Source organism: Maribacter sp., from assembly GCA_020629415.1.
Classification (GTDB): domain Bacteria; phylum Bacteroidota; class Bacteroidia; order Flavobacteriales; family Flavobacteriaceae; genus Maribacter; species Maribacter huludaoensis.
Window position 1 is genome coordinate 1 of sequence record JAHDDL010000013.1, and the last position, 20,800, is coordinate 20,800.

Annotated in this window: 21 protein-coding genes; 5 read left to right on the forward strand and 16 right to left on the reverse strand. The window is 36.7% G+C overall.

The window, feature by feature from the left end:
* The 15 genes from QZ657_RS07115 to cobA all read right to left on the reverse strand — a co-directional run.
* On the reverse strand, window positions 1–408 hold a 408-nt coding region (locus tag QZ657_RS07115; protein WP_291965885.1), incomplete at its 3' end, for a hypothetical protein.
* Between the two features lie 33 nt (window positions 409–441).
* Window positions 442–1,116: a response regulator transcription factor gene (locus QZ657_RS07120; RefSeq protein WP_291965887.1), complete on the reverse strand. Its 675-nt coding sequence runs from the start codon at window positions 1,114–1,116 to the stop codon at window positions 442–444.
* 112 nt (window positions 1,117–1,228) lie between these two features.
* A complete protein-coding gene (locus tag QZ657_RS07125) occupies window positions 1,229–2,509 on the reverse strand; it encodes an alginate export family protein (protein WP_291965889.1) in 1,281 nt (426 codons plus the stop codon).
* A 34-nt stretch (window positions 2,510–2,543) separates the two neighbouring features.
* Window positions 2,544–3,368 (reverse strand): ABC transporter ATP-binding protein, encoded by an 825-nt coding sequence (locus QZ657_RS07130; protein WP_276470645.1) that lies wholly within the window; start codon window positions 3,366–3,368, stop codon window positions 2,544–2,546.
* A gap of 11 nt (window positions 3,369–3,379) precedes the next feature.
* The gene (locus tag QZ657_RS07135; RefSeq protein ID WP_058104637.1) at window positions 3,380–4,219 is read right to left on the reverse strand and encodes an ABC transporter ATP-binding protein; all 840 of its coding nucleotides are present in this window, start codon (window positions 4,217–4,219) and stop codon (window positions 3,380–3,382) included.
* Between the two features lie 17 nt (window positions 4,220–4,236).
* Window positions 4,237–5,337, reverse strand: a complete 1,101-nt coding sequence (locus tag QZ657_RS07140; protein ID WP_291965891.1) for an ABC transporter permease — start codon at window positions 5,335–5,337, stop codon at window positions 4,237–4,239.
* 33 nt (window positions 5,338–5,370) lie between these two features.
* Window positions 5,371–6,759, reverse strand: a complete 1,389-nt coding sequence (locus QZ657_RS07145) for a CmpA/NrtA family ABC transporter substrate-binding protein (RefSeq protein WP_276470643.1) — start codon at window positions 6,757–6,759, stop codon at window positions 5,371–5,373.
* A gap of 243 nt (window positions 6,760–7,002) precedes the next feature.
* Window positions 7,003–7,719, reverse strand: a complete 717-nt coding sequence (locus QZ657_RS07150) for a cytochrome c3 family protein (RefSeq protein WP_291965893.1) — start codon at window positions 7,717–7,719, stop codon at window positions 7,003–7,005.
* A gap of 2 nt (window positions 7,720–7,721) precedes the next feature.
* Entirely contained in the window at window positions 7,722–8,750 is a 1,029-nt protein-coding gene (locus QZ657_RS07155; RefSeq protein ID WP_291965895.1) for a ferredoxin--NADP reductase, read from the reverse strand.
* 8 nt (window positions 8,751–8,758) lie between these two features.
* Complete coding sequence (locus QZ657_RS07160; protein WP_291961824.1) at window positions 8,759–9,238, reverse strand: hypothetical protein; 480 nt, start codon at window positions 9,236–9,238, stop codon at window positions 8,759–8,761.
* Window positions 9,239–9,254: 16 nt separating this feature from the next.
* Window positions 9,255–10,085: a DUF3365 domain-containing protein gene (locus QZ657_RS07165; protein WP_291961826.1), complete on the reverse strand. Its 831-nt coding sequence runs from the start codon at window positions 10,083–10,085 to the stop codon at window positions 9,255–9,257.
* Window positions 10,086–10,110: 25 nt separating this feature from the next.
* Window positions 10,111–10,524, reverse strand: a complete 414-nt coding sequence (locus QZ657_RS07170) for a globin family protein (RefSeq protein WP_276470638.1) — start codon at window positions 10,522–10,524, stop codon at window positions 10,111–10,113.
* Between the two features lie 240 nt (window positions 10,525–10,764).
* Window positions 10,765–11,523, reverse strand: a complete 759-nt coding sequence (locus QZ657_RS07175; protein ID WP_276470637.1) for a Crp/Fnr family transcriptional regulator — start codon at window positions 11,521–11,523, stop codon at window positions 10,765–10,767.
* Between the two features lie 10 nt (window positions 11,524–11,533).
* On the reverse strand, window positions 11,534–12,961 hold the full coding sequence (locus QZ657_RS07180; RefSeq protein WP_291965897.1) for an MFS transporter: 1,428 nt from the start codon (window positions 12,959–12,961) through the stop codon (window positions 11,534–11,536).
* A 246-nt stretch (window positions 12,962–13,207) separates the two neighbouring features.
* On the reverse strand, window positions 13,208–13,981 hold the full coding sequence (gene cobA / locus QZ657_RS07185) for a uroporphyrinogen-III C-methyltransferase (RefSeq protein WP_366934160.1): 774 nt from the start codon (window positions 13,979–13,981) through the stop codon (window positions 13,208–13,210).
* A 123-nt stretch (window positions 13,982–14,104) separates the two neighbouring features.
* On the opposite strand from cobA, the gene nirB reads away from it, so the two are divergent.
* The 5 genes from nirB (at window position 14,105) to QZ657_RS07210 (ending at window position 20,149) form a co-directional block, all read left to right on the forward strand.
* Entirely contained in the window at window positions 14,105–16,621 is a 2,517-nt protein-coding gene (gene nirB, locus QZ657_RS07190) for a nitrite reductase large subunit NirB (RefSeq protein ID WP_291965901.1), read from the forward strand.
* A gap of 91 nt (window positions 16,622–16,712) precedes the next feature.
* Window positions 16,713–17,093: a nitrite reductase small subunit NirD gene (nirD, locus tag QZ657_RS07195; RefSeq protein WP_058104632.1), complete on the forward strand. Its 381-nt coding sequence runs from the start codon at window positions 16,713–16,715 to the stop codon at window positions 17,091–17,093.
* A gap of 21 nt (window positions 17,094–17,114) precedes the next feature.
* On the forward strand, window positions 17,115–17,705 hold the full coding sequence (locus QZ657_RS07200; protein ID WP_291961837.1) for a DUF4202 domain-containing protein: 591 nt from the start codon (window positions 17,115–17,117) through the stop codon (window positions 17,703–17,705).
* Window positions 17,706–17,727: 22 nt separating this feature from the next.
* A complete protein-coding gene (locus tag QZ657_RS07205; RefSeq protein WP_291965903.1) occupies window positions 17,728–19,578 on the forward strand; it encodes an ATP-binding protein in 1,851 nt (616 codons plus the stop codon).
* On the forward strand, window positions 19,565–20,149 hold the full coding sequence (locus tag QZ657_RS07210; protein ID WP_291961841.1) for a bifunctional precorrin-2 dehydrogenase/sirohydrochlorin ferrochelatase: 585 nt from the start codon (window positions 19,565–19,567) through the stop codon (window positions 20,147–20,149). Before QZ657_RS07205 ends, QZ657_RS07210 begins: the two co-directional genes overlap by 14 nt.
* Before the next feature lies 1 nt (window position 20,150).
* Here the strand turns inward: QZ657_RS07210 and QZ657_RS07215 are convergent, their stop codons facing one another.
* A complete protein-coding gene (locus QZ657_RS07215) occupies window positions 20,151–20,705 on the reverse strand; it encodes a hypothetical protein (protein ID WP_291965904.1) in 555 nt (184 codons plus the stop codon).
* Window positions 20,706–20,800: the final 95 nt, after the last annotated feature.

A 20,800-nucleotide genomic window follows, 5' to 3' on the forward strand; every position in this document is an offset into this window, starting at 1 on the left:
TTCAAATTCAGCGTTTTCAATGCTAATGTCATTATATCTTGTAAACTCACAGCAGTCTTCAGTAGTTCTTTCTGCGTCAACAATTAAATTGAAAATATCAATACCTGACACGGTAATCAATGCATTTACTGTTTCAGATTCCCAACCAATCGAATTTATTTGAATTAGATTGACATCATCCTCATCTATAAAATTAAATTCTAAATTCGAGTTATCAGCAAGGTTTGTTACACTAATTTCGTTTGAACTAAAGCTCTCGTTGGTAAACAAATTTTCCTTCGTTGTTTTATCTACCAATTCAAAAGTGAAGCCTTCTGGTGGCGTAAAACAATCTTTATCACCACAATCATCGCAAGAATTAAAAATAAATACGAAAGTTATAAGGGCTATGAGGATATTATTTTTCATTTAGAATTTTTCTTACAATATCATAAGATTTTTCTAAATCAAATTGTGTTTCTGTGATTTTTTAGAAAGATCAATAAGATTTTTTACATCCATCTTACGCATTAAATTAAAACGATGTGTTTCTATAGTACGTTTGCTGTTTTGAAGTTTCTCTGATATTTGTTGATTGGTTAAGCCAGAGAGTACCAACTCTAGCACTTTTAATTCTTTATTGGTAAGGTCAAAGACATTATCACCTGACTTCTTTGGTGTTTCTTCTTTTTTTACAACCTCATTTTTACCGCCCAAAAGATTATTTACCAACACATTACTAATATCTCCGCTAAAATATTTACCACCTTCCCTAACGGTATGTATAGCTTTAATGAACTCTGATTTATCAGTATCTTTCAATAAATACCCATTGGCACCAGAGCTAATGGATTTCAAGATATACTCTTCAGAATCATGCATTGACAAGATTATAGTTTTCACCGAAGATTTACTTTGCGTCAATTCAGCAACGGCATCAATACCGTTCATAACGGGCATTCTAATATCAATGATCAAAATATCGGGATTTACTTCCCCTACCAAATCAATGGCCTCTTTACCGTTAGATGCTTCACCGATCACTTGTAAATCAGATTCTGATTCCAATAAAGAACGTATACCGTCCCTTACCAAAGCGTGATCATCTGCCAATACTATTCTTGTTATTTCGCTCAAAATATAAGTAATTATACGTATGCAGCTAAATTACATATAATTTTAAAAAAAATACGGTCTATACAAAAAGTGCTGTATAGACCGTATAACCAAACTAATTTAAATACAAATACTATTCTTTTTTAGTGTTCAAAAATTGAGGCTTTATGGTTAACTGTACCCATGCCCAATTTTGGCTACTGGCAGCAAGATCATCTGTAATTCCCTTAAGTTCATACATACCATCTGCAGCAAACATTTGAGAGTACCCGATTGCCAAACCGTAGCCTTTGAATTTTTTCGCAAATACCAAATCAATTTCAGTACCCAATGATTTCTCGCCACTTGGTAATTCTTGCTCACCACTAAAGTTCAACACCTTTACCAATAGGCTAGACTGCTTGCCTAAATCGAATTTTGCACTTGCGTGAATATCAAAAAGACCTACAGAATTGGCATGGTTACCTACGTAGAAATAATCCATGAATCCGTTGAACTTATGATTGGTGCCGTATAGTGGAAAAAACGCTTCGGTTTTGTCCGTAGTATCCGCTTTATTACCACTGATTACTTCTGTACCAATACCCAACGCTACTTTGTCACTTGCTTTATAACCCAATTCCAAACCTAATAAATAGGCACTAGATTTTACTTCGTTTTGTCTTTCTCCCGTCTGTAAAAACAAGTTGGCATTAGCATTGAACTTTCCTTGTTTTAAATTTAAATGCGTACCAATTGTTTGCAAATTGCTTACACCATCTGCAGCGTCTGTATCGTCAAAATTTTGAAAGCCATTGTTCAGGGCCAATAAACTTGCCGAAAAACCGTCCCATTGTTGTTTTGCATATACATATTGCATGGTCTTATAAGTAAAAAACCCTGCTGTATTATATGCCGTACCTACTGATTGAAACCCTGTTGGGTTGTCAAAATCTTGACTAAAGGCCAAACCTATATCCAAAATAAATTTATCTTTTTTGTACTTTAAAAGTCCCGCATCGTGGTTTCTTCCTTGTTGAGCCCAGTCTAACCCACCAAATATTCTTTGATCGTCATAAGATATCACTTGACGCCCCAATTTGGTAGACCAACCTTTTCCTAAATTAATATTTGCCCATGCTTCAAATACGGCAAAAGAATCGTTTTGATCATCTGGTAGAATTTGTCTGTTCTCACCCCAAACCATTACATCTTGTAGGCTTAGGTAAAACTGATACGCCTCAGATTCATACTTGGCATTTAAACGTGCACGTGTAGAAATGGCGAATCCGGCATCTGCCGCATCTGGTATTAAACTACCAAAGCCATGTCTGTATTCCGTTCTTGGCCTAAACTGCCCATCTAAAGTAAATTGTGCATGTATGGCATTCGCCGTTAGAAACAATAGGGTGATGATTAGATATTGCTTTTTCATAATCGTAATTTTTAAATATTGATTGAGTTATTTGTTAGTGTTCTAAAAAATCTATTAGGTGTTTTCTGTAGGTATAATAATCGTCGCTTTCCAAGACAGATTTGCGAGTTCGTGGTCGTTCAAAGTCAATGGAGAGTATATCCCCAATTTTTGCCCTAGGCCCACTGGTCATCATAATAACACGATCAGCTAAAAAAATGGCCTCATCCACATCATGGGTAATCATGACCGCCGTAATTTTCTCCTTGTTCCAAATTTCTATGAGAATATCTTGCAACTCACCCCTGGTCAACGAGTCTAGCATTCCAAAAGGTTCATCTAACAACAATACTTTTGGTTTAATGGCAAAGGCTCTGGCAATACCTACACGTTGTTGCATGCCTTGAGATAGTTCTGATGCTTTTTTATGAAAGGCATTCTCAAGACCTACTTTGTGTAAATAATATTTGGCAATGTCTTCTCGCTGTCCTTTAGTGGCTTGAGGAAAAACCTGGTTGACCCCTAATAAAACATTCTGAAGTGCGGTCATCCAAGGCATTAAGCTTGGAGATTGAAAAATAACCCCCCTATCTGGACCCGGACCTTTTACCGGATTTCCCAAGACTGAAATATTACCGCCAGAAATAGGATTAAGACCTGCTATCATGGAAAGCATGGTTGTTTTACCACATCCTGAATGCCCAATAATGGTTACGAATTCTTCTTTTAAGATCTGTAAATTCAAATCTTCAAGAACCACATAATCTCCTTTTGGCGTAGGGTACACTTTTTTTAAGTCGGCCAAATCTAGCATTACCTTGGATGGGTAGACAATGCCGTTCTCTGAATATACTTCGTTAGATTGTTCTATTGTATTCATTTTCCAATTCTTTAGGCGACAAAACTTTTTGGTGTAAGCTCTGGCAATTTATATTCTACGTTAGATACCGTTTTTCTCTCTTCACCTATGTCCATTAGATATTCTATAATGGCATTTCTGGTTTTCTTGTAAACAGGATTGTCATTCATGGCCGTTTTATCCCTTGGCCTTTCTATATCTATTTTAAACTCCGGACCCAAAGTGGCATTTGGTCCCGGCTTAAGAGGTATTATTCTATCTGCCATGTAAATACCTTCATCAACATCATTGGTAATCAATAATGCCGTACGCTTGTCCTGGCTCCAAATATTCAAAATCTCATCTTGCAGATTACCTCTGGTCAAAGCATCTAAAGCTCCTAAGGGTTCATCCATAATGATCATCTCAGGGTTCATGGCCAAGGCACGTGCAACCGCCACCCTTTGGCGCATTCCTCCAGAAAGTTCTTTGGGTCTTTTATTGATTGCGGGGCTAAGACTTACCATAGCCACATACTCTTTTACCCTTTTCATTAAATCTGCTTTGCTTTCTTTTGGAAAAGCTTCCTTTACCGCCATGTAAATATTTTGCCCAACAGTTAACCATGGCAATAGCGAATAGTTTTGAAAAATAACTCCACGTTCATGGCTGGTATCGGTTACCGGTTTTCCTTTAAAAAGTACTTCGCCGCTTGTTGGCTGTAACAAGCCGTTGATCAAATTTACCAAGGTGGTCTTACCGCTACCCGTAAACCCTACAATGGCAACAAATTCTCCTTCATCCATGGTGAGGTTAATGTTAGACAGTACTTCTGTACTTCCATCTCCTTCACCATAGGTTTTGTATATATTATTTAGTTCTAAGTATGCCATGCTCTTCTTTTTATAAATTATGCCATCTCGTTTTTGTTGAAAGAAACCATGTTCTGTACGGTCAACATCAACCTATCCAATAAAAACCCAATGATACCTATGACGAACATGGCCACAATGATTTTTGAATTGGAGTCGTTGGCACCATTCTGGAATTCCTCCCAAACGAAAAGACCTAAACCTTGACTTTGTGCAAGCAATTCAATGGCGATCAAAACCATCCAAGCAACAGAAAGCGTAATTCTTAGACCTGTAAAAATTAAGGGTAACGATGATGGCAGTATTACTTTGAATACTTTTTGAAACGTGCCTAATTTCAATACCTTGGCTACATTGATATAATCTTTATCTACCGATGATACCCCCATTGCCGTATTGACCAAAGTTGCCCACATGGCACATAACCCAACACTGATAAAAGAAATTACAAAGGCATTATCTGAACTATCGCCTATGTACAATGTTTTTACGATCATAAAAACCAATAAGTACCAAACCACGGGCGATACTGGCTTAAAAACTTGGATAAACCAGTTGAACGCACTACGTAAAGACGGACTAAGACCTATTATAATACCTATGGGCACAGCAATCAACAATGCCAATAGAAAACCTGCAAATACCGTTTTAATACTAGTAAGTACTATATCTATAAATGACGCTCTACCCGTATAAACAATAGGATCTTTGCCCTGTGCAATTAATTTTTCATTGGTAGCCGACAATTTTTCCGCAAAGGCAGCCTTGTCCGCTTTTATAACTTGGTGATCTGCGACCAAAGATTTTAAAGAAGCCCAAACCTGCGTAGGTGATGGTAGGGTGTTGGGCTGGCAACTACTGTCACCAGACTCTATACAAGCTCGCTCTGCCGCTGCAGCTTCTTCGCCCCGTTCTTGCAACGCTTTTTCTACCTTGTAATCTGCCTCTTTATTGTAGAGGGCTTTAGATCCCATATGCCATAAACCTATAAACAATAAGATGGATAGAAGTGTTATCCCAGCATTCTTCATAGATTTTATAATGCCATCCTTTTTTACACTTGGTGTAAGTTTTAAAAGTAACTGCTTAAAACTTACAGACATGCTTTTTTCGTTTTTTAAGACCATTTCTTGCTCCATAATAATTTGTTTAAAGTCAATGAATAAATGTGCTTACTTTTTGTCTTTGTTACCTATAGAAAAACTATTGATATATCCAATTGGATCTTTGGCATCATAGGTTGTACCGTCTATAAAATCTGCCGTAGGTGCTTTATATCCATCTGTTGCAGGTATATCCGTTGCAGGAATTTGACCTTCGGCAACCAAAAGATCCGCAGCCTTTTTCCAAATGTCAGGTCTGTAGATATCCTTAATGGTACTAGCGTACCAGTCTGTAGTTTTAGCTTCTGGAATTTGTCCCCATCTACGCATTTGAGTTAAGAACCAAATACCATCAGAATAGAATGGGTATGTTGCGTTGTACTTATAGAATACATTGAAATCTGGCATTTCTCGCTTGTCTCCTTTTTCGAATTCAAAAGTACCGGTCATAGAATTTGCCAATACTTCTTTTGGCGCACCTACATATTGAGACATAGAAAGAATCTCAACCGCTTCTGCTCTATTAGAAGGCTCATCTAACCATTTACCCGCTCTGATCAATGCTTTTGTAACCGCAATTGCCGTATTAGGGTTCTGCTCTACAAACTGCTTGGTCATTACAAATACTTTCTCAGGATTATTCTTCCAAATATCATAGTTGGTAGTAACCGGAACACCTATTCCTTTAAATACCGCTTGTTGGTTCCAAGGCTCACCTACACAGTATCCGTAAATAGTACCGGACTCCAATGTAGCCGGCATTTGTGGCGGAGGTGTAACAGAAAGTAAAACCTCGGCATCTATTTGCCCTTGTACATTATCTGCAGTATACATACCTGGGTGAATACCTGCTGCAGCCAACCAATAACGCAATTCGTAATTATGGGTAGATACCGGGAAAACCATTCCCATTTTAAAAGGTTTCCCTTCATTTTTATAAGAGGTAATTACAGGTTTTAATGCATCTGCCTTAATAGGATGAATTGGCTTACCATCTGAATCTGCAGGTACATTTGGTTTCATTTTTGACCAAACATCATTAGATACCGTAATTCCATTTCCATTTAAATCCATAGAGAACGGAGTAACCAATTCTGCTTGTCTACCAAAACCTGCCCCTGCAGCAATTGGTTGGCCTGCCAACATGTGCGAACCGTCTAACTGACCGTCAATAACACGGTCCAATACATTTTTCCAGTTAGATTGTGCTTCTACCGAAACAAAAAGTCCTTCCTCTTCAAAAAAGCCCTTTTCTTTTGCAATGGCCAATGGTGCCATATCGGTCAACTTTATAAAACCAAAAGTTAACTGTGGCTTTTCAATATCCAGCATTTTAGTTTTTGAGGCTACAGCTTCTTCTGTATTTGTTGTTGCCTTTTTAGCGTCTTTTCCGCCACATGACATAAGCACTGTCGCTACTGTTGCGAGTAATGTTGCTCGGTTAAAAATGGTTTTCATATTAGTGTGTTTTAAAATTTAACTACGTATTAATACTTATTTAAAGCAAATGTATACGTAATGACTAAATACCTATAATGTCCTAGCACATAAATAAGTATCTTTTTACGCCATATTGTAAACTGCCAAAACGCAGTTTTATTTACGTAAACAACTAATAAACAGTACTTAAACAGAAATAAGTAATTCTTACGTAAAAAAGTATAATTACGTAGCTACTAAAACTAGAAAGATGTATGTAAGCTATTTCTTTTGAAGTGTTTTAATCCATTCTGGCTCAGATAGGCCCAAATACTTTTTATCGTTGCTATAGGGATCTTCTCCACCTTCTAAATAGACTTGAATTCTATCTAAAGGAATGGTATCGTTCAATTTGGTAGGCACAACATACCTATGATTTCCATGAAAATCATGGCATTGAATACAAGTAAACCACTGTTCTTTCGCAATTAATTCTGAATGCGGAACATCTACGGGGTCATTTTCAACTTCTAAATCTTGATGACAATTCATACAGTAATTAACCGCCTTAAGACTTACACGCTCACCATTATGTTCTGAATGGCAAGTAATACAGGTTGTAGCATCTATATTCTTAATTGCCTTTTTAAAGCGAGGTTCCGAAAATCTATATGTTGGATGCCTGTCATTAGGGCGGTCATGACATTCTAAACAATTTTTAACGGTAACATCTTTTGAGCCAAAATCAACACTTTTTTCACGTATGCCAGCTGCATGTGAAATATTTGATTGTATTTGTTGCACTAAGTTTCCATTAGCATCTGCATGGCAAGCTACACATGAAATTTCTTCATGACCATTATTCATTGGACCCAATGAAATATATTCTTCTGATGATTTCAATGAAAAAAAACCAATAATACCTGCGCCAATAAGAATACCTATTAGACCACCAATAAATTGTCTTTTTCGTAAAGGAGTTACCTTAAATATACCCATAATTATATTGAGATTACCACATTTTCACTTGTAGGATAGCTTACGCAGGTCAATATTTTTCCTGCATCTACATCTTTCTGCTCTAAAAAATGACCTTCGGTCATACTTATATCTCCAGAGATACAAGATGCTAAACAAGTTGAACACATTCCAGACCTACAGGAATAAGGCATCTCTATATTATTTGCCATTGCCGCTTGCAAAATGGTAGTATTACCCTGCACACTAAGTTCATGACTTTTGCCTTTTAGTTGAATTTGTACTTTACTAAGTACTCCATTTTTTAACACTACCCTATCCGGTCTTTTAAATAACTCCTCTTTTATTTTTGTTGGTGATACTCCGTTTACATATAAAATGCTTTTTACAGCTTCCATAAAACCGAAAGGACCACAAATCATATACTGACCTTTTCCAAAAGCCAAATCATATTTCTCTAAAACATCCATTACTATACCATCAGTAATTAAACCATGATGATAATTATCCAATACCGGTATTTCTTTGGATATTAAAAATTCAATCTTGAACCTATCCTCATATTCTTTACGAAGTTTTTCCAATTTCTCTTTAAATATTATTGAATTTAAAAATCGATTGGCATAAATAAGTATAATTTTAGATTTAGGTTCTTTATGTAAAAGCGAACTAATTATTGAAAATACCGGAGTTATTCCGCTTCCTCCAGCAAATAACACGTAGTTTTTTTGTTGTCCTTTTTCTGGTTTTACGAAAAAACTTCCGCCTGGCTTATCTACTGGTATCTTATCGCCAACCTTCAAAGAATCATGTATATAATTAGAAACTAATCCGTTTTTTACACGTTTAACCGTGATTTTCGGCTCATCATCAGTAAAAGGATTACTACTAAAAGAATAAGCTCTTTTATGCACTATATCATTTAACTTGAAATGCAAGGTTACAAACTGCCCTGGGTTATATTTTAGCTTATTGAACAAGCCTCCTTTTTTAAAACTTACACTTACAGTATCCGCTGTTTCTTGTTGTATATTTTTTACTGTTAGTTTCATCTTTATTTCTATTTATAATAAAAAACCATGGCAACATGAAAAAACATTAAAATTGTTATGACTATTGAAAAGGCAACGTGTGCCATCATCCATCCTTTAAACAATACATCACTATTATTTTTTATAACATCTAAATTTACATACCCTAAAAGAGCATTTGCAAAAAACAGATATGATAATAGTGCCAAGTACCCATAGCCCAGACCAATGCTGTGAGCATAGAAAAATATAGGACTCAATGCTCCTGCCCATTTATGCATTGCCGTCATTTTAATTGAATGCTTTCTTAACTTTTTAACCATCCTAAACAACGTTAATACCCATTGAAAGGTTATTAAAAGTGCCATAAATAGACCAGACCATCTTTTATACATTTCTTGCTGCTGCTGTATTTTTAACCATGTCCATTCTAGTTTTAAAAAAAATTGTAAAAAGAACAAGGATAAAAGCAGTAGACCTAATATTGTAGTCAAGTTTTTGTTTTTCAAAAATTGAGTTTTCTAATTAATTACTGGCTATTAAAGTTTTCATGGTATCATAAGAAGAAAGTTTTCTAACACTATCTAGAAAAACTTCTGGCGATGGAAGGTAGTTTCCTTCTGCCGGCCACTTATCTCCAATTATTGGCTTTTCTGAAGATTTAAAAGCTGCTATTTCATCTAGGTATTCTACATAAATATCTACCGTACCTTGGGCATAGGCATTTAAAACCTCTACCGCACCAGAATACGTTAATGAATCTTTTGGATATTGCCATGTAGTGGCGCCCATTACATCACCTAATTTCCAATCTGTTTTTGCTGTTTGAGGATGGTCATTGTGGCAGGTAACACATGCTTGCGCACTTGCCAAATCTGCAAACATTGCCGTATATAGTTCTTGAGATTCATCATAAAAATATTTTGGTTCTTGTGTAACCTTTATATCTTCAAATAGAGACTCTTGCTCTCCTTCGAATTTATTGGCATTATTAATTGGAAAATCTGATCCTAAGTATAAACCCAAAGGAACTGGACCTTTACGAATACTAGTTGCCACTCCCCGTAAAAACAATGCTGGCAAGGGACCTGCTTCTACATCATCTTTACGCCAATCTTCATCAAATTTCATTCCTTGTAGCTTACCTTTCCCGACAATAGCTTTAGTGTATAATGTTCTGGTAACATCATTTTCTTTGGATACCATTTCTAAAACTTCATTAACGGAGAAGACATTTTTTTCTGTAGTACTACCGCTACCTTTTTCTTCAGGAACTCCACCACATGAGTTTAAAACGATGAGGCTTACAATAAGAATTATTAACACAAGAAAGGGAGAGTTTTTTAGCTTTTTCATAGTCTAATGTTTTAAGGTTATTATGTTAGTAGGATGCTTTTATCATTACTGAAGACATAGTGCCATAAACTTTTGTCCAAGCATCTTTTACATCTGGTGTAAATTCATCGCCCAAGCCAGTTTCCAACGTACTTAATAAAGCCGAACCTACCGTATTGTAATGCGATGGCTCAACTTTATAATTTACATGACGTTTTCCTAAATTTTCCAATACGGGCACTAGCATTTCCAAATTATTCAAACCCGCAACCGCACTTCCTAGCATGGTCATTAATTTATTCCCCTGCAGCGCCATAGCTTCTTCACTCTTTGGAAAAATACTCTTTAAAGTAGGGTCTAATTTAAATAGCTTGTCATAAAATATTTTAGCTGCCGTATCTGCTATTGGCTTAACTTTTTCAAATGAATTTTGTACTAGTGTTATAGTGTTCTGTTCCATAATAGTGTTTTGGATTTATAATTCTTTAACTGAACAAATAAGTACTTATACTTAATTGTTTAAACAAATATATAACCTTGACTACGTACTTATTATGGAATAACATAGTAGAAAAAAGACTTTTATAACATATAAAAATCTGTGAAATTGCAGGTTTTTTACAGAAACATCAATAAACTACAGTACTGACGTACTTATTATATATAAGTAGATATACGGTACGTACTTAAACTAGGATAGTTAACTATCCAAATAGAAATTGTGCTCTGAGATTTCTTTTTTGAGCAATGCTATATCAGCAATACCAATTCTTTTGCCCTTGGTAATCAATAAGCCCTCTTTTTTGAGAATAGAGAACATTCTTATAACCTGCTCCTCGGTAGTACCCGCATAATCTGCATATTCTCTTCTGCTTAATAAAAGTGAGGAATACCCATTTACCTGACCAAATTTGCGGTTAATATATAATAGTGTGTCTATAACCCGTTCACGAACCGTCATTTGAGATAAGGATTTTACCCTAATTTCACTACGATTAAGTTCATTGGCATAAAACAGCATAAAATCATACGTAAGACCAGGTGTTTCCCTTAATGTTTCTTGAAGTAACTCTTTTGAAAAATAACATAAGGTGCAATCTACCAAAGCAATGGCGCTAATTGGATAAGTCTCTTCTGTGCCAAAACCTCTATGCCCAATGATTTCACCTGGAGATGCAAATCGAACAATTTGTTCTTTACCATGTAGTCCGGTCCTTAAAACTTTAACCTTACCACTTAAAAGAAAGAAGAGTCCGGTTACCGAAGCTCCTTCCATAATAAATTGCTGTCCTTTTTTACACTTTATTTCTTTTCTTGCCTTTACTAGTTTGCCAATACTAGAAGTGTGAATGTTCTTTTGAATAAGACAATTTTCATTGGAGCATAATCCACAGGCACTATCTAGCAGCTCCGATGAATCGGAAATACGCGTTGATATATGATTTGCACCTGCTCGCATAGATATGAGTTTAGATACTACTTGGCGATAAATTGATAACGGGCTTATCTACCTTTTGTAATTCTTCCTTAACTAGTTTTTCATCTTCGGCAGAGAATTTAATGGCCAGCGTAACAAGTGCCGTGACTATTACAAAGCCACCTATAAGTAAATACCCACTTGAAACAGCCCCCGATGCCGCAGCAGATTGAGCGGCCTTCATTGCTTCTTCACCTAAATTAGCGTTAGCGGCCAAGGCATTGGTTTCTGCCAAAGCGGATTTTGATTTTAATAATAATGCCGCCAAAAAAGCACCTACATTACCACCTGCTCCAACAATACCAGAGATAGAACCAATAGCCTTTTTATTTATAAAAGGCACTACCGAAAACGTTGCCCCTTCTGCCATTTGTACCGTTAAACTAAAGGCAATTAAAAATATAATTCCCATGGCAAAGCTTGTTGCCATTGAAAAAACGGAGAGCATAACTCCTTCTAAAGCCAATATGACCGTTAAGAAAAGTACCCTACCGCGCAAGCCTTTTAATCTACCGAAACGGTCTCCGAAAAAGCCGCCCAAGGTTCGGGCAAATATATTCATCAGGGCAAAAGAAAGTACCAAGTTTCCCGCAGTGGACCTTGTTAACCCAAAGGTGTTTTGCAAATAATCATCCATGGTTCCGTAAACTGTAAGCTCCATTCCAAAAGATGCTGCGTATACAATGAAAAGAATCCATACCCTATAATCCTTTAAGACACTTAAAAACGATTCCTCATCTTTTTTTAGCTTCGGCATTTTACCTTCCTCCTTTAATTCCTTAAAATTACCTTCTGGTGTGTCTTGGGTAAAGAAATAATAAACAAGCCCCATTAGCATGGCAATGACACCTGCAATAATCATTGAATATCTCCATGCAATTTCATCGGCAACCCCAAAGCTTACCACTGCAGCAGCAATTAATGGCATACCTAAACGGTTGGCACCACCACCCAAATTACCCCATCCGGCAGAAGTTGCATTTGCGGTACCAACAATATTGGGTGCAAACATGATAGATGTATGAAACTGGGTTATTACGAATGAAGCACCTATAAAACCAATAAACAATCTGCAAATTAAAAATTGAAGCGGCGTTTGCACAAAACCGATTAGAATTACAGGAATGGCACCTAGTATCAGTAAATAGGTATAACATAACCTAGGACCATATTTATCACAAAGCTTTCCTATCAATAGTCTAGCGAAAACGGTTCCTGTAACCGCAAATATAATTGAGTTCCATTTTTGATCGGGAGTCAGCCCTAAATCTTTAACCACATCTGGCATGAAGGGTACAATACCAAACCATGCAAAAAAACAAATGAAAAATGCAATTGAGGTTATCCAAAAAGTACGAATGGGTAAACTCTTTATATTCGTTAAATTTAAGGTGGTAGACTTTTTAGATTGATTTTTCATATTATAGCAGATCACATTATTGAGATCATACAAACCTACCATAAATAATACGTAATTATACGTAGTTTTTAATATAATTTTAAATTACTACGTATTTTTGAGGAATTAAGGAAATGAGCCTGTTACTATTATTCGATTCTAAATTAAATGCTCGAAAAAATTGAAATAGTGTAATTTCTGCCACTAAAATGCCTTGCCGTTTACCTTTTATTAGACTGCTATAAAGGTGAAATCTCCTTTATTAGATTAAATAGCATGGTGTAGAATACGCTGTACTTCTTCTTCAAAAAATGATGGATGATCAGCTACCACGTCTCCAATGACAATAATGCCCGGTTTGGTAATATCAACCTCCCCTATATTATTATTCAAGGCATCTAAAGTAGCTACATAACATTTTTCATGTTGGGTAGTTCCGTTTTGAATTATGGCAATAGGCGTCATTGAACCCCTATATTTACTAACTTCTTTCACTATTTCATTAAGCTTTCTAATGCCCATTAAAACTACCATAGTGGTAGAAGATTTTGCTGCATATTGCAAATCTTGCGAAAACGTACCATCTCTTTTTGTTGCCGTCATCACCCAAAAACTACTACTTATTCCTCTTTTGGTCATCGGTATACCTTGACTAGATGGTACAGCTATAGCACTGGAAATTCCAGGAACTACACTAACAGGTATGCCAAATGACTCTACATATTCTATTTCCTCATTTGCCCTGCCAAAAACAAAAGGATCACCTCCTTTTAAACGTACCACATGACCGTATTCAAAGGCATATTTTACTATTAATTCATTGATTTTATCTTGGGAATGCGAATGTTGACCACATCTTTTACCCGTAAATATCTTAGGTATATCAGTACGTATTTCAGATAATAGATCATCACTGATCAATGCATCGTACAAAATAATATCGGCTTGGTTCAATACCTTCAAACCCCTTATAGTTATTAAATCTTTAGCTCCTGGGCCCGCACCTACTAAACTTACTTTTGCCGTTTTTTCTAATTCCATCTTCATAGTATTTAGCATTATTATTTATCGATTCTTCAACAAGAATACGTAATTATTTTCATAAAATCAGTATTTATATACGTATTTATACGTAATATTGCTAAGTAGCTAAACAATATGGGTATGAAAACAATAATTGTTGTCGGTAACGGAATGGTAGGATACAAATTCTGTGAAAAATTTGCCGCAAGGGAAGAAAGCAAACATTTTAAACTAATTGTTTTTGGTGAAGAACCACGCGCAGCCTATGACAGGGTTCACTTAAGCGAATTCTTTGAAAATAGAAATGCCAAAGCTCTAGAAATGGCGCCCTTGGAATGGTACGCGGATAATGATATAGAATTGGTGGTCAATGAAAGGGTCACCGATATCCACAGAAGTAAAAAGACCATTACTACTGCCAGTGAAAAAGAATTTAAATATGACTACCTGATATTGGCTACGGGTTCTGCTCCATTTGTTCCTCCAATACAAGGCGTAGAGAAAAAAGGTGTCTTTGTTTATAGAACCATAGAAGACCTAGAGGCAATGCTAGCATATGCCGAAGAAATTAAAAAAGCTAAACCTAACGGTAAAGCGGCTATTCTTGGTGGCGGACTACTTGGCCTAGAGGCAGGAAAAGCTGTCATGGACATGGGGCTAGAACCGCATGTGGTTGAATTTGCTCCAAAATTAATGCCTAGACAACTAGATTCCAGAAGTAGTAACGTACTACAATTAACACTGGAATCCATAGGTATTGCCATACATACTGGAAAAGCTACCAATAGTATTATGGGTAACGGCGCCATAACAGGTATGGATTTTGGCGAAGATGATAAACTAGATGTAGATATGTTGGTCATTTCCGCCGGTATACGTCCAAGAGATGAATTGGGCAAAACCTGTAATCTAGAAATGGGCGTGCGTGGCGGTATTGTGGTCAACGATAAAATGCAAACCTCTGACCCAACTATATTTGCAATTGGTGAAGTAGCGTTATACAACCAAATGATCTACGGTTTAGTGGCACCGGGCTATGAAATGGCCGAGGTGGCCGTAAATCAAATTCTTGAGCAAAACGAGGTTGTCATGAAACCGGAAATAGATATGTCTACCAAACTGAAATTAATAGGTGTTGATGTTGCCAGTTTCGGTATTCCTTACATGCCTGCGGAAAAGGGACTTTCCATTATCTACGAGAACAAAACAAAGGGTATCTATAAAAGAATAAACGTAAGCCATGACGGTAAAACTCTTTTAGGGGGAATTATGGTGGGCGACGCAGAAGATTATAGCATTTTACACCAAATGTATTTGAACAATATGCCGCTGCCCGATAACGCTGAAGAACTGATCGTTGGTTCTAGAGGTGAAGGCGGCTCTGCTTTTGGTAGTGCCATGGACCTGCCTGATACCGCAGTTATTTGTTCTTGTGAAGCGGTTACCAAAGGCCAAGTTTGCTGTTCCGTATTAGAAGATGGCAATGAAACCATGAAAGATGTAGCCAAAGCCACAAAGGCAACTACAGGTTGTGGTGGGTGTAAACCTATGGTGGCAGATTTAATAAAGGAGAGCCTAAAGACTTTAGGGAAAACGGTAAAAGAGCGCTTGTGCGAACATTTTGATTATTCTCGCCAAGAGCTTTTTGATCTTGCCAAATTAAAGGGGATTACTGATTATGATACCCTATTGGATGAAGTAGGTACCGGGCATGGTTGCGAAGTATGTAAGCCTGCAGTTGCCGCAATATTTGCTAGTCTATATAATGAAACCGCCAACAGGCAAGAAACCATACAGGATAGTAATGACCGATATTTGGCCAATATACAACGTAACGGTACCTACTCTGTTGTACCAAGGGTTGCTGGCGGAGAGATTACACCTAAACAACTAATGGCCATTGGAAGAATAGCTCAAAAATATGACCTCTACACCAAAATTACCGGTGGTCAGCGCATAGATATGTTTGGAGCAAAACTGCACGAATTACCTCCTATTTGGGAAGAATTGATTGCCGAAGGATTTGAAACGGGCCAAGCTTATGGAAAATCTTTACGTACGGTAAAAAGTTGTGTGGGATCTACATGGTGCCGCTATGGTATGGATGAAAGCGTAAGTTTTGCTATTGAAATAGAACACCGGTACAAAGGCATACGATCTCCACATAAATTTAAAGGTGGCGTTTCGGGTTGTATTCGTGAATGTGCAGAAGCAAGGGGCAAAGACTTCGGATTTATTGCCGTTGAAGGCGGATGGAACGTTTATGTAGGTGGTAATGGTGGTGCTACGCCTAAACATGCCCTTTTACTTGCTGAAAAAGTTGACAAGGAAACCGCTATCAAATACGTAGATCGTTTTATTATGTTCTACATAAAAACAGCGCAACCTTTACAAAGAACCGCACCTTGGTTAGAGAAATTAGAAGGTGGCATTACCTATTTACAAAACGTTGTTATTAACGACTCTTTGGGCATTGTTGATGAATTGGATGCCGAAATGCAAGCCTTGGTAGATTCTTATGTATGTGAATGGAAAGAAGCGGTAGAAACTCCAGAAATTAGAGAGCGCTATACACACTTTGTAAATTCTGAAGAAACGGATAACAATATTGAATTTGTGTCTTTAAGAGAACAAAAAATGCCAAAGGAGTGGGCGTAACGGTTCATGGTTGACAGTTGTTGGTTATTTATAAACCAGTATTGCAATCATCTAAGTGTAGAAATTTATTAAAAATCAAAAAAACGAAATTATGTCTTTATCTGTTTTGAATACGTATGCAAGTGTAGCTGCCAGTGATGTTAAGGTTTGGTTCAAGGCCGCGCCAATTTCTAAATTTCCTAAGAATGGCGGAGCTTGTATAAAATATAAGGACAAACAGATCGCCGTATTCAATTTTACAAGAGAAGGTACTTGGTACGCCTGCCAAAACCTTTGTCCGCATAAAATGGAAATGGTACTTTCCAGAGGTATGATCGGTGAAGAAAATATGGAAGCTAAAGTGGCCTGCCCACTTCACAAGAATACATTTTCGTTAAAAACCGGGGAGAATTTAAACGGGACTTTAGATCCCATTGCTACATATCCTGTAAAAATAGAGTCGGACTTTGTGTATGTTGGCTTTTCTGAATAGCTTTGAGTAAATAAAAGACTTATGGCGACCACAGATAAATTACTACTAGCATTTCAACAATTTGACGAAGCCAATAAGCAAGATCCAAATACCGAAGTTTTTGAAGGTACTACCTACCCAAAAGAAGTATTGTACGGTATTCGCATGACAGAAAGACTAAATGCCTTTGACCCCAATGCATCTGAAGCATTACGCCTAACCGCAAGATGTCAACATATCTGTAGATGGGAAATTCCTAGAGAATCTTACGAGATGAACCGTGAAGGGTATTTGAGATGGAGACAAGAATTAAAAAAGTTCCATGCCACAAAAGCCGCTTCTATTCTAGAAGATATTGGCTATGACAAGGAAACCATTGACAATGTCAAATTTCTTTTACAGAAAAAACAACTAAAGAAAAACGAAGAAACCCAAACTTTGGAAGATGTTATTTGTTTGGTCTTTTTAGAGTTCTATTTTGAACCCTTTGCCCATAAACACCCAGAGGACAAAACTATTGATATTCTTCAAAAAACATGGAGAAAAATGTCAATCAAGGGTCAAGAAGCAGCTTTAAAACTTCCCCTTTCTAAATTCTCTTTAGACTTAATTACCAAGGCCCTAAACGCCTAGTTTAATATACGATTGCTTTTTTATGGACCATAACGAGCGTAACATACCATTGGACACCGCTACGTTTATACGTATACGTAAATGGTACCTATTGGCATTGGCCGCTATTGCGCTTACGGTAATTATTGCCCAAGTACTTATTCAACTACATTTAAAGGCACAATCTGGCGATTCTCAACTTATAAACATTGCGGGTAGGCAACGTGCCTTTAGTCAAAAATTGACAAAAGAGACTTTACTATTAAAAGCGCTGAACAACCCTGAGGAGAAAAAATTAGTGTTATCGGAAATTGTAAAAACCCTAGAAATTTGGAAAGTTTCCCATATGGGCCTTCATTTAGGCGATGCCTCCTTTAACCTACCCTATGAAGATGACCCCAAAGTACAATCACTGTTCAAAAAACTTGATCCGCATCATAATGCCATGGTCAATGCCATAGAACATGTACTATTCACCCATCAACAAAATATTAATGCACCGGTAGAGCAAGCAGATTTAGAAACCTTATTAAATAATGAGCGGCAGTTTTTAAACCTCATGGACCAAATTGTCAATGAGTATGATGCACGTAGTAACGAACAGCTTCAAAAGTTAAAACGAAAAGAATATTGGCTACTTGCTTTTTCGCTACTAATTCTTCTGCTCGAAATCTTTGTTATTTTCAGGCCCTTATCCATCCAAATTAAAAATACCATTGGCCATTTAATAGGAAAAGATGCGGAGTCTAAAAATCAGCTTGAAAAAATACAAAGCCTCTATGACGAAAAGGAACGCTCGCTAAAAGAACTACAAGAACTGAATTTTGTAATTGACAATGCTGCTCTTTTTGCAAGTATTAGAAAAGATGGTAGTATTGTTTTTATCAGTAAAAAGTTTTTAGATCTTTTAGGATATGAAACTACCCCGGTCAACAAACCAATTTCAGAAATACTTACTGTAGAAGAAGGGCAGCAATCTTATTTAAAAGAGGTGTTGAAAATAAACCGAAAGAATGTAATACGTAATGAGGAATTGCAGGTGGTAACAGAAAATGGCCATACCGTTTGGTTAGATATGTCCATTGTTCCCATGCACCAATCTACCCTAGAACAAGACATTCTTATTCTTTGTTCAGATATTACCGAGCGTAAAGAAAACCAGCTTAAGGTACAGGAATTGACCAAGCAAAATTTTGAGGAGCGCATGCAGCAAAAAAAGGCGCAAGCAAGTCAGATCGTAGAAGGTCAAGAAGAGGAAAGAAAGCGTATTGCAAAAGATATTCATGATGGAATAGGTCAAATGCTTACTGCATTAAAATTTAATATTGAATCTATAGATATTGAGGACCAAACAAAAACAGCTGAGAAAATTGATTACTTAAAAGCACTTACATCAGACTTAATAAAAGGTGTCAGAACAGCAACTTTTAACCTTACCCCTCCAGAATTAAGTGATCATGGTATATTTCCGGCCATACAAAAAATGACCGCCGAGCTTTCTAAATTGACCGGTAAGACCATTCTCTTCAAAAATAAGACAGATGCCAACATTAGATTTGATTCTTTGGCAGAAACCAACATTTATAGAGTAACACAAGAAGCGGTGAACAACGCCATTAAATATGCCGAAGCCAATTATATTTTGGTTACCCTAAATTATTCGTATCCCATTTTAAGTGTCGTCATTGATGATGATGGAAAAGGTTTTGACGATTCTATTTTAGGTAAATTACCTAAAAATAATAGTGAAGGCGGTATGGGCCTGTTTTTCATGAAAGAACGTATAGATTACATAAATGGGAGGCTGTTCATAAACTCGGAATTGGGTAAAGGAACACGAGTAACCATTAATTATAAAACTGAGGAAAACAAAATTTTACATGGAAAGGAATGAGCTTTACCCCGTATTTTTAAAAGTATCCAACCTGCATATCTTAATTGTTGGCGGTGGAAATGTTGCGTTAGAAAAACTTACTTTTTTATTGAAATCCAGCCCTACGGCACATGTTGAAATGGTATCACCAATGTTTAGGGAAGAAACTATAGCCTTGGCCAATAAGTTTGGCATTAAAATGAATGTGGCACCTTATGATGTTTCTTATTTGAAAGGGAAACATATTGCCATTGCCACTACGGATAATGTTCCGGTAAACGAGCAAGTTTACCACGACTGCAGAGAAAGGCAAATACTGGTGAACGTAGCCGACAACCCACCGTTTTGCGATTTCTATATGGGGGGTATCGTAACCAAGGGAAATGTGAAAGTAGCCATTTCTACCAACGGAAAATCACCGACCACTGCCAAAAGATTACGTCAATTTTTTGAGGATGTAATTCCTGAAAATATTGATGACCTTGTTAAAAACCTCAACGAATTTAGAAAAACCATTAAGGGCGATTTTGAAGAAAAAGTTGAAACCCTAAATGAATTTACCAAGGGCTTGGTGAACAAGAAAAAAGACTGACCTATTTCTCAAAACTTAAGTGGGCAACATCATGGCTACAACTGTAATGTGCATTATCCGCAGCGTAAACAGAAGCATCTGCAGACTCTTTTGCATCTTTTATTAGGCGTTGTGCTTTTCTCATGTAAAACTGTAAATTACCCAAATTGTTTGCCTTTGCGGCATTTTTTACATTTTCAAAAGCTTCAGTAGAAAAGTCGCGGGAATCTATGGCATGTCTTTCTGCATCGATCGTATAACTTATAGTCTCTTCTAAACCGCAAGTTTGAGAATCATATTGGGCTTCAGATGCTAATATTACCGCCTCGTCGGCAGCATTTACTGCTTGTCCCATTAATAACATAACCGTTTTTGCGTTTTTTCTTGCCTTACTTATTGAAGCATCAAAGGCAGCGATTTCCGCTGGGCCGCTTAATGAATCTGACAGTGTACTGAACTGTGACATAAAACGCTGTACGTCGCTAATTTCACTTTTAAAAACTTCGCATTGTGCTTGAACATACGTTGATACAAAAAACAGAAAAACAACTTTAAGGTAGGTTTTAATCGTAATCATATTTGGAAGAAATTTGATTTATTAAATACTAACTGCATAATTCTACAAATCGTATTATTATTAGGCCAACTGCATAAAATAAAGAAAATTCTTGT

Bases quoted from the DNA above. Each gene is read 5' to 3' on its own strand.
- QZ657_RS07125 (WP_291965889.1), bottom strand. From the start codon at position 2,509: ATGAAAAAGCAATATCTAATCATCACCCTATTGTTTCTAACGGCGAAT.
- QZ657_RS07130 (WP_276470645.1), bottom strand. From the start codon at position 3,368: ATGAATACAATAGAACAATCTAACGAAGTATATTCAGAGAACGGCATT.
- QZ657_RS07135 (WP_058104637.1), bottom strand. From the start codon at position 4,219: ATGGCATACTTAGAACTAAATAATATATACAAAACCTATGGTGAAGGA.
- QZ657_RS07140 (WP_291965891.1), bottom strand. From the start codon at position 5,337: ATGGAGCAAGAAATGGTCTTAAAAAACGAAAAAAGCATGTCTGTAAGT.
- QZ657_RS07145 (WP_276470643.1), bottom strand. From the start codon at position 6,759: ATGAAAACCATTTTTAACCGAGCAACATTACTCGCAACAGTAGCGACA.
- QZ657_RS07150 (WP_291965893.1), bottom strand. From the start codon at position 7,719: ATGGGTATATTTAAGGTAACTCCTTTACGAAAAAGACAATTTATTGGT.
- QZ657_RS07155 (WP_291965895.1), bottom strand. From the start codon at position 8,750: ATGAAACTAACAGTAAAAAATATACAACAAGAAACAGCGGATACTGTA.
- QZ657_RS07165 (WP_291961826.1), bottom strand. From the start codon at position 10,085: ATGAAAAAGCTAAAAAACTCTCCCTTTCTTGTGTTAATAATTCTTATT.
- QZ657_RS07170 (WP_276470638.1), bottom strand. From the start codon at position 10,524: ATGGAACAGAACACTATAACACTAGTACAAAATTCATTTGAAAAAGTT.
- QZ657_RS07175 (WP_276470637.1), bottom strand. From the start codon at position 11,523: ATGCGAGCAGGTGCAAATCATATATCAACGCGTATTTCCGATTCATCG.
- QZ657_RS07180 (WP_291965897.1), bottom strand. From the start codon at position 12,961: ATGAAAAATCAATCTAAAAAGTCTACCACCTTAAATTTAACGAATATA.
- cobA (WP_366934160.1), bottom strand. From the start codon at position 13,981: ATGGAATTAGAAAAAACGGCAAAAGTAAGTTTAGTAGGTGCGGGCCCA.
- nirB (WP_291965901.1), top strand. From the start codon at position 14,105: ATGAAAACAATAATTGTTGTCGGTAACGGAATGGTAGGATACAAATTC.
- nirD (WP_058104632.1), top strand. From the start codon at position 16,713: ATGTCTTTATCTGTTTTGAATACGTATGCAAGTGTAGCTGCCAGTGAT.
- QZ657_RS07200 (WP_291961837.1), top strand. From the start codon at position 17,115: ATGGCGACCACAGATAAATTACTACTAGCATTTCAACAATTTGACGAA.
- QZ657_RS07205 (WP_291965903.1), top strand. From the start codon at position 17,728: ATGGACCATAACGAGCGTAACATACCATTGGACACCGCTACGTTTATA.
- QZ657_RS07210 (WP_291961841.1), top strand. From the start codon at position 19,565: ATGGAAAGGAATGAGCTTTACCCCGTATTTTTAAAAGTATCCAACCTG.
- QZ657_RS07215 (WP_291965904.1), bottom strand. From the start codon at position 20,705: ATGATTACGATTAAAACCTACCTTAAAGTTGTTTTTCTGTTTTTTGTA.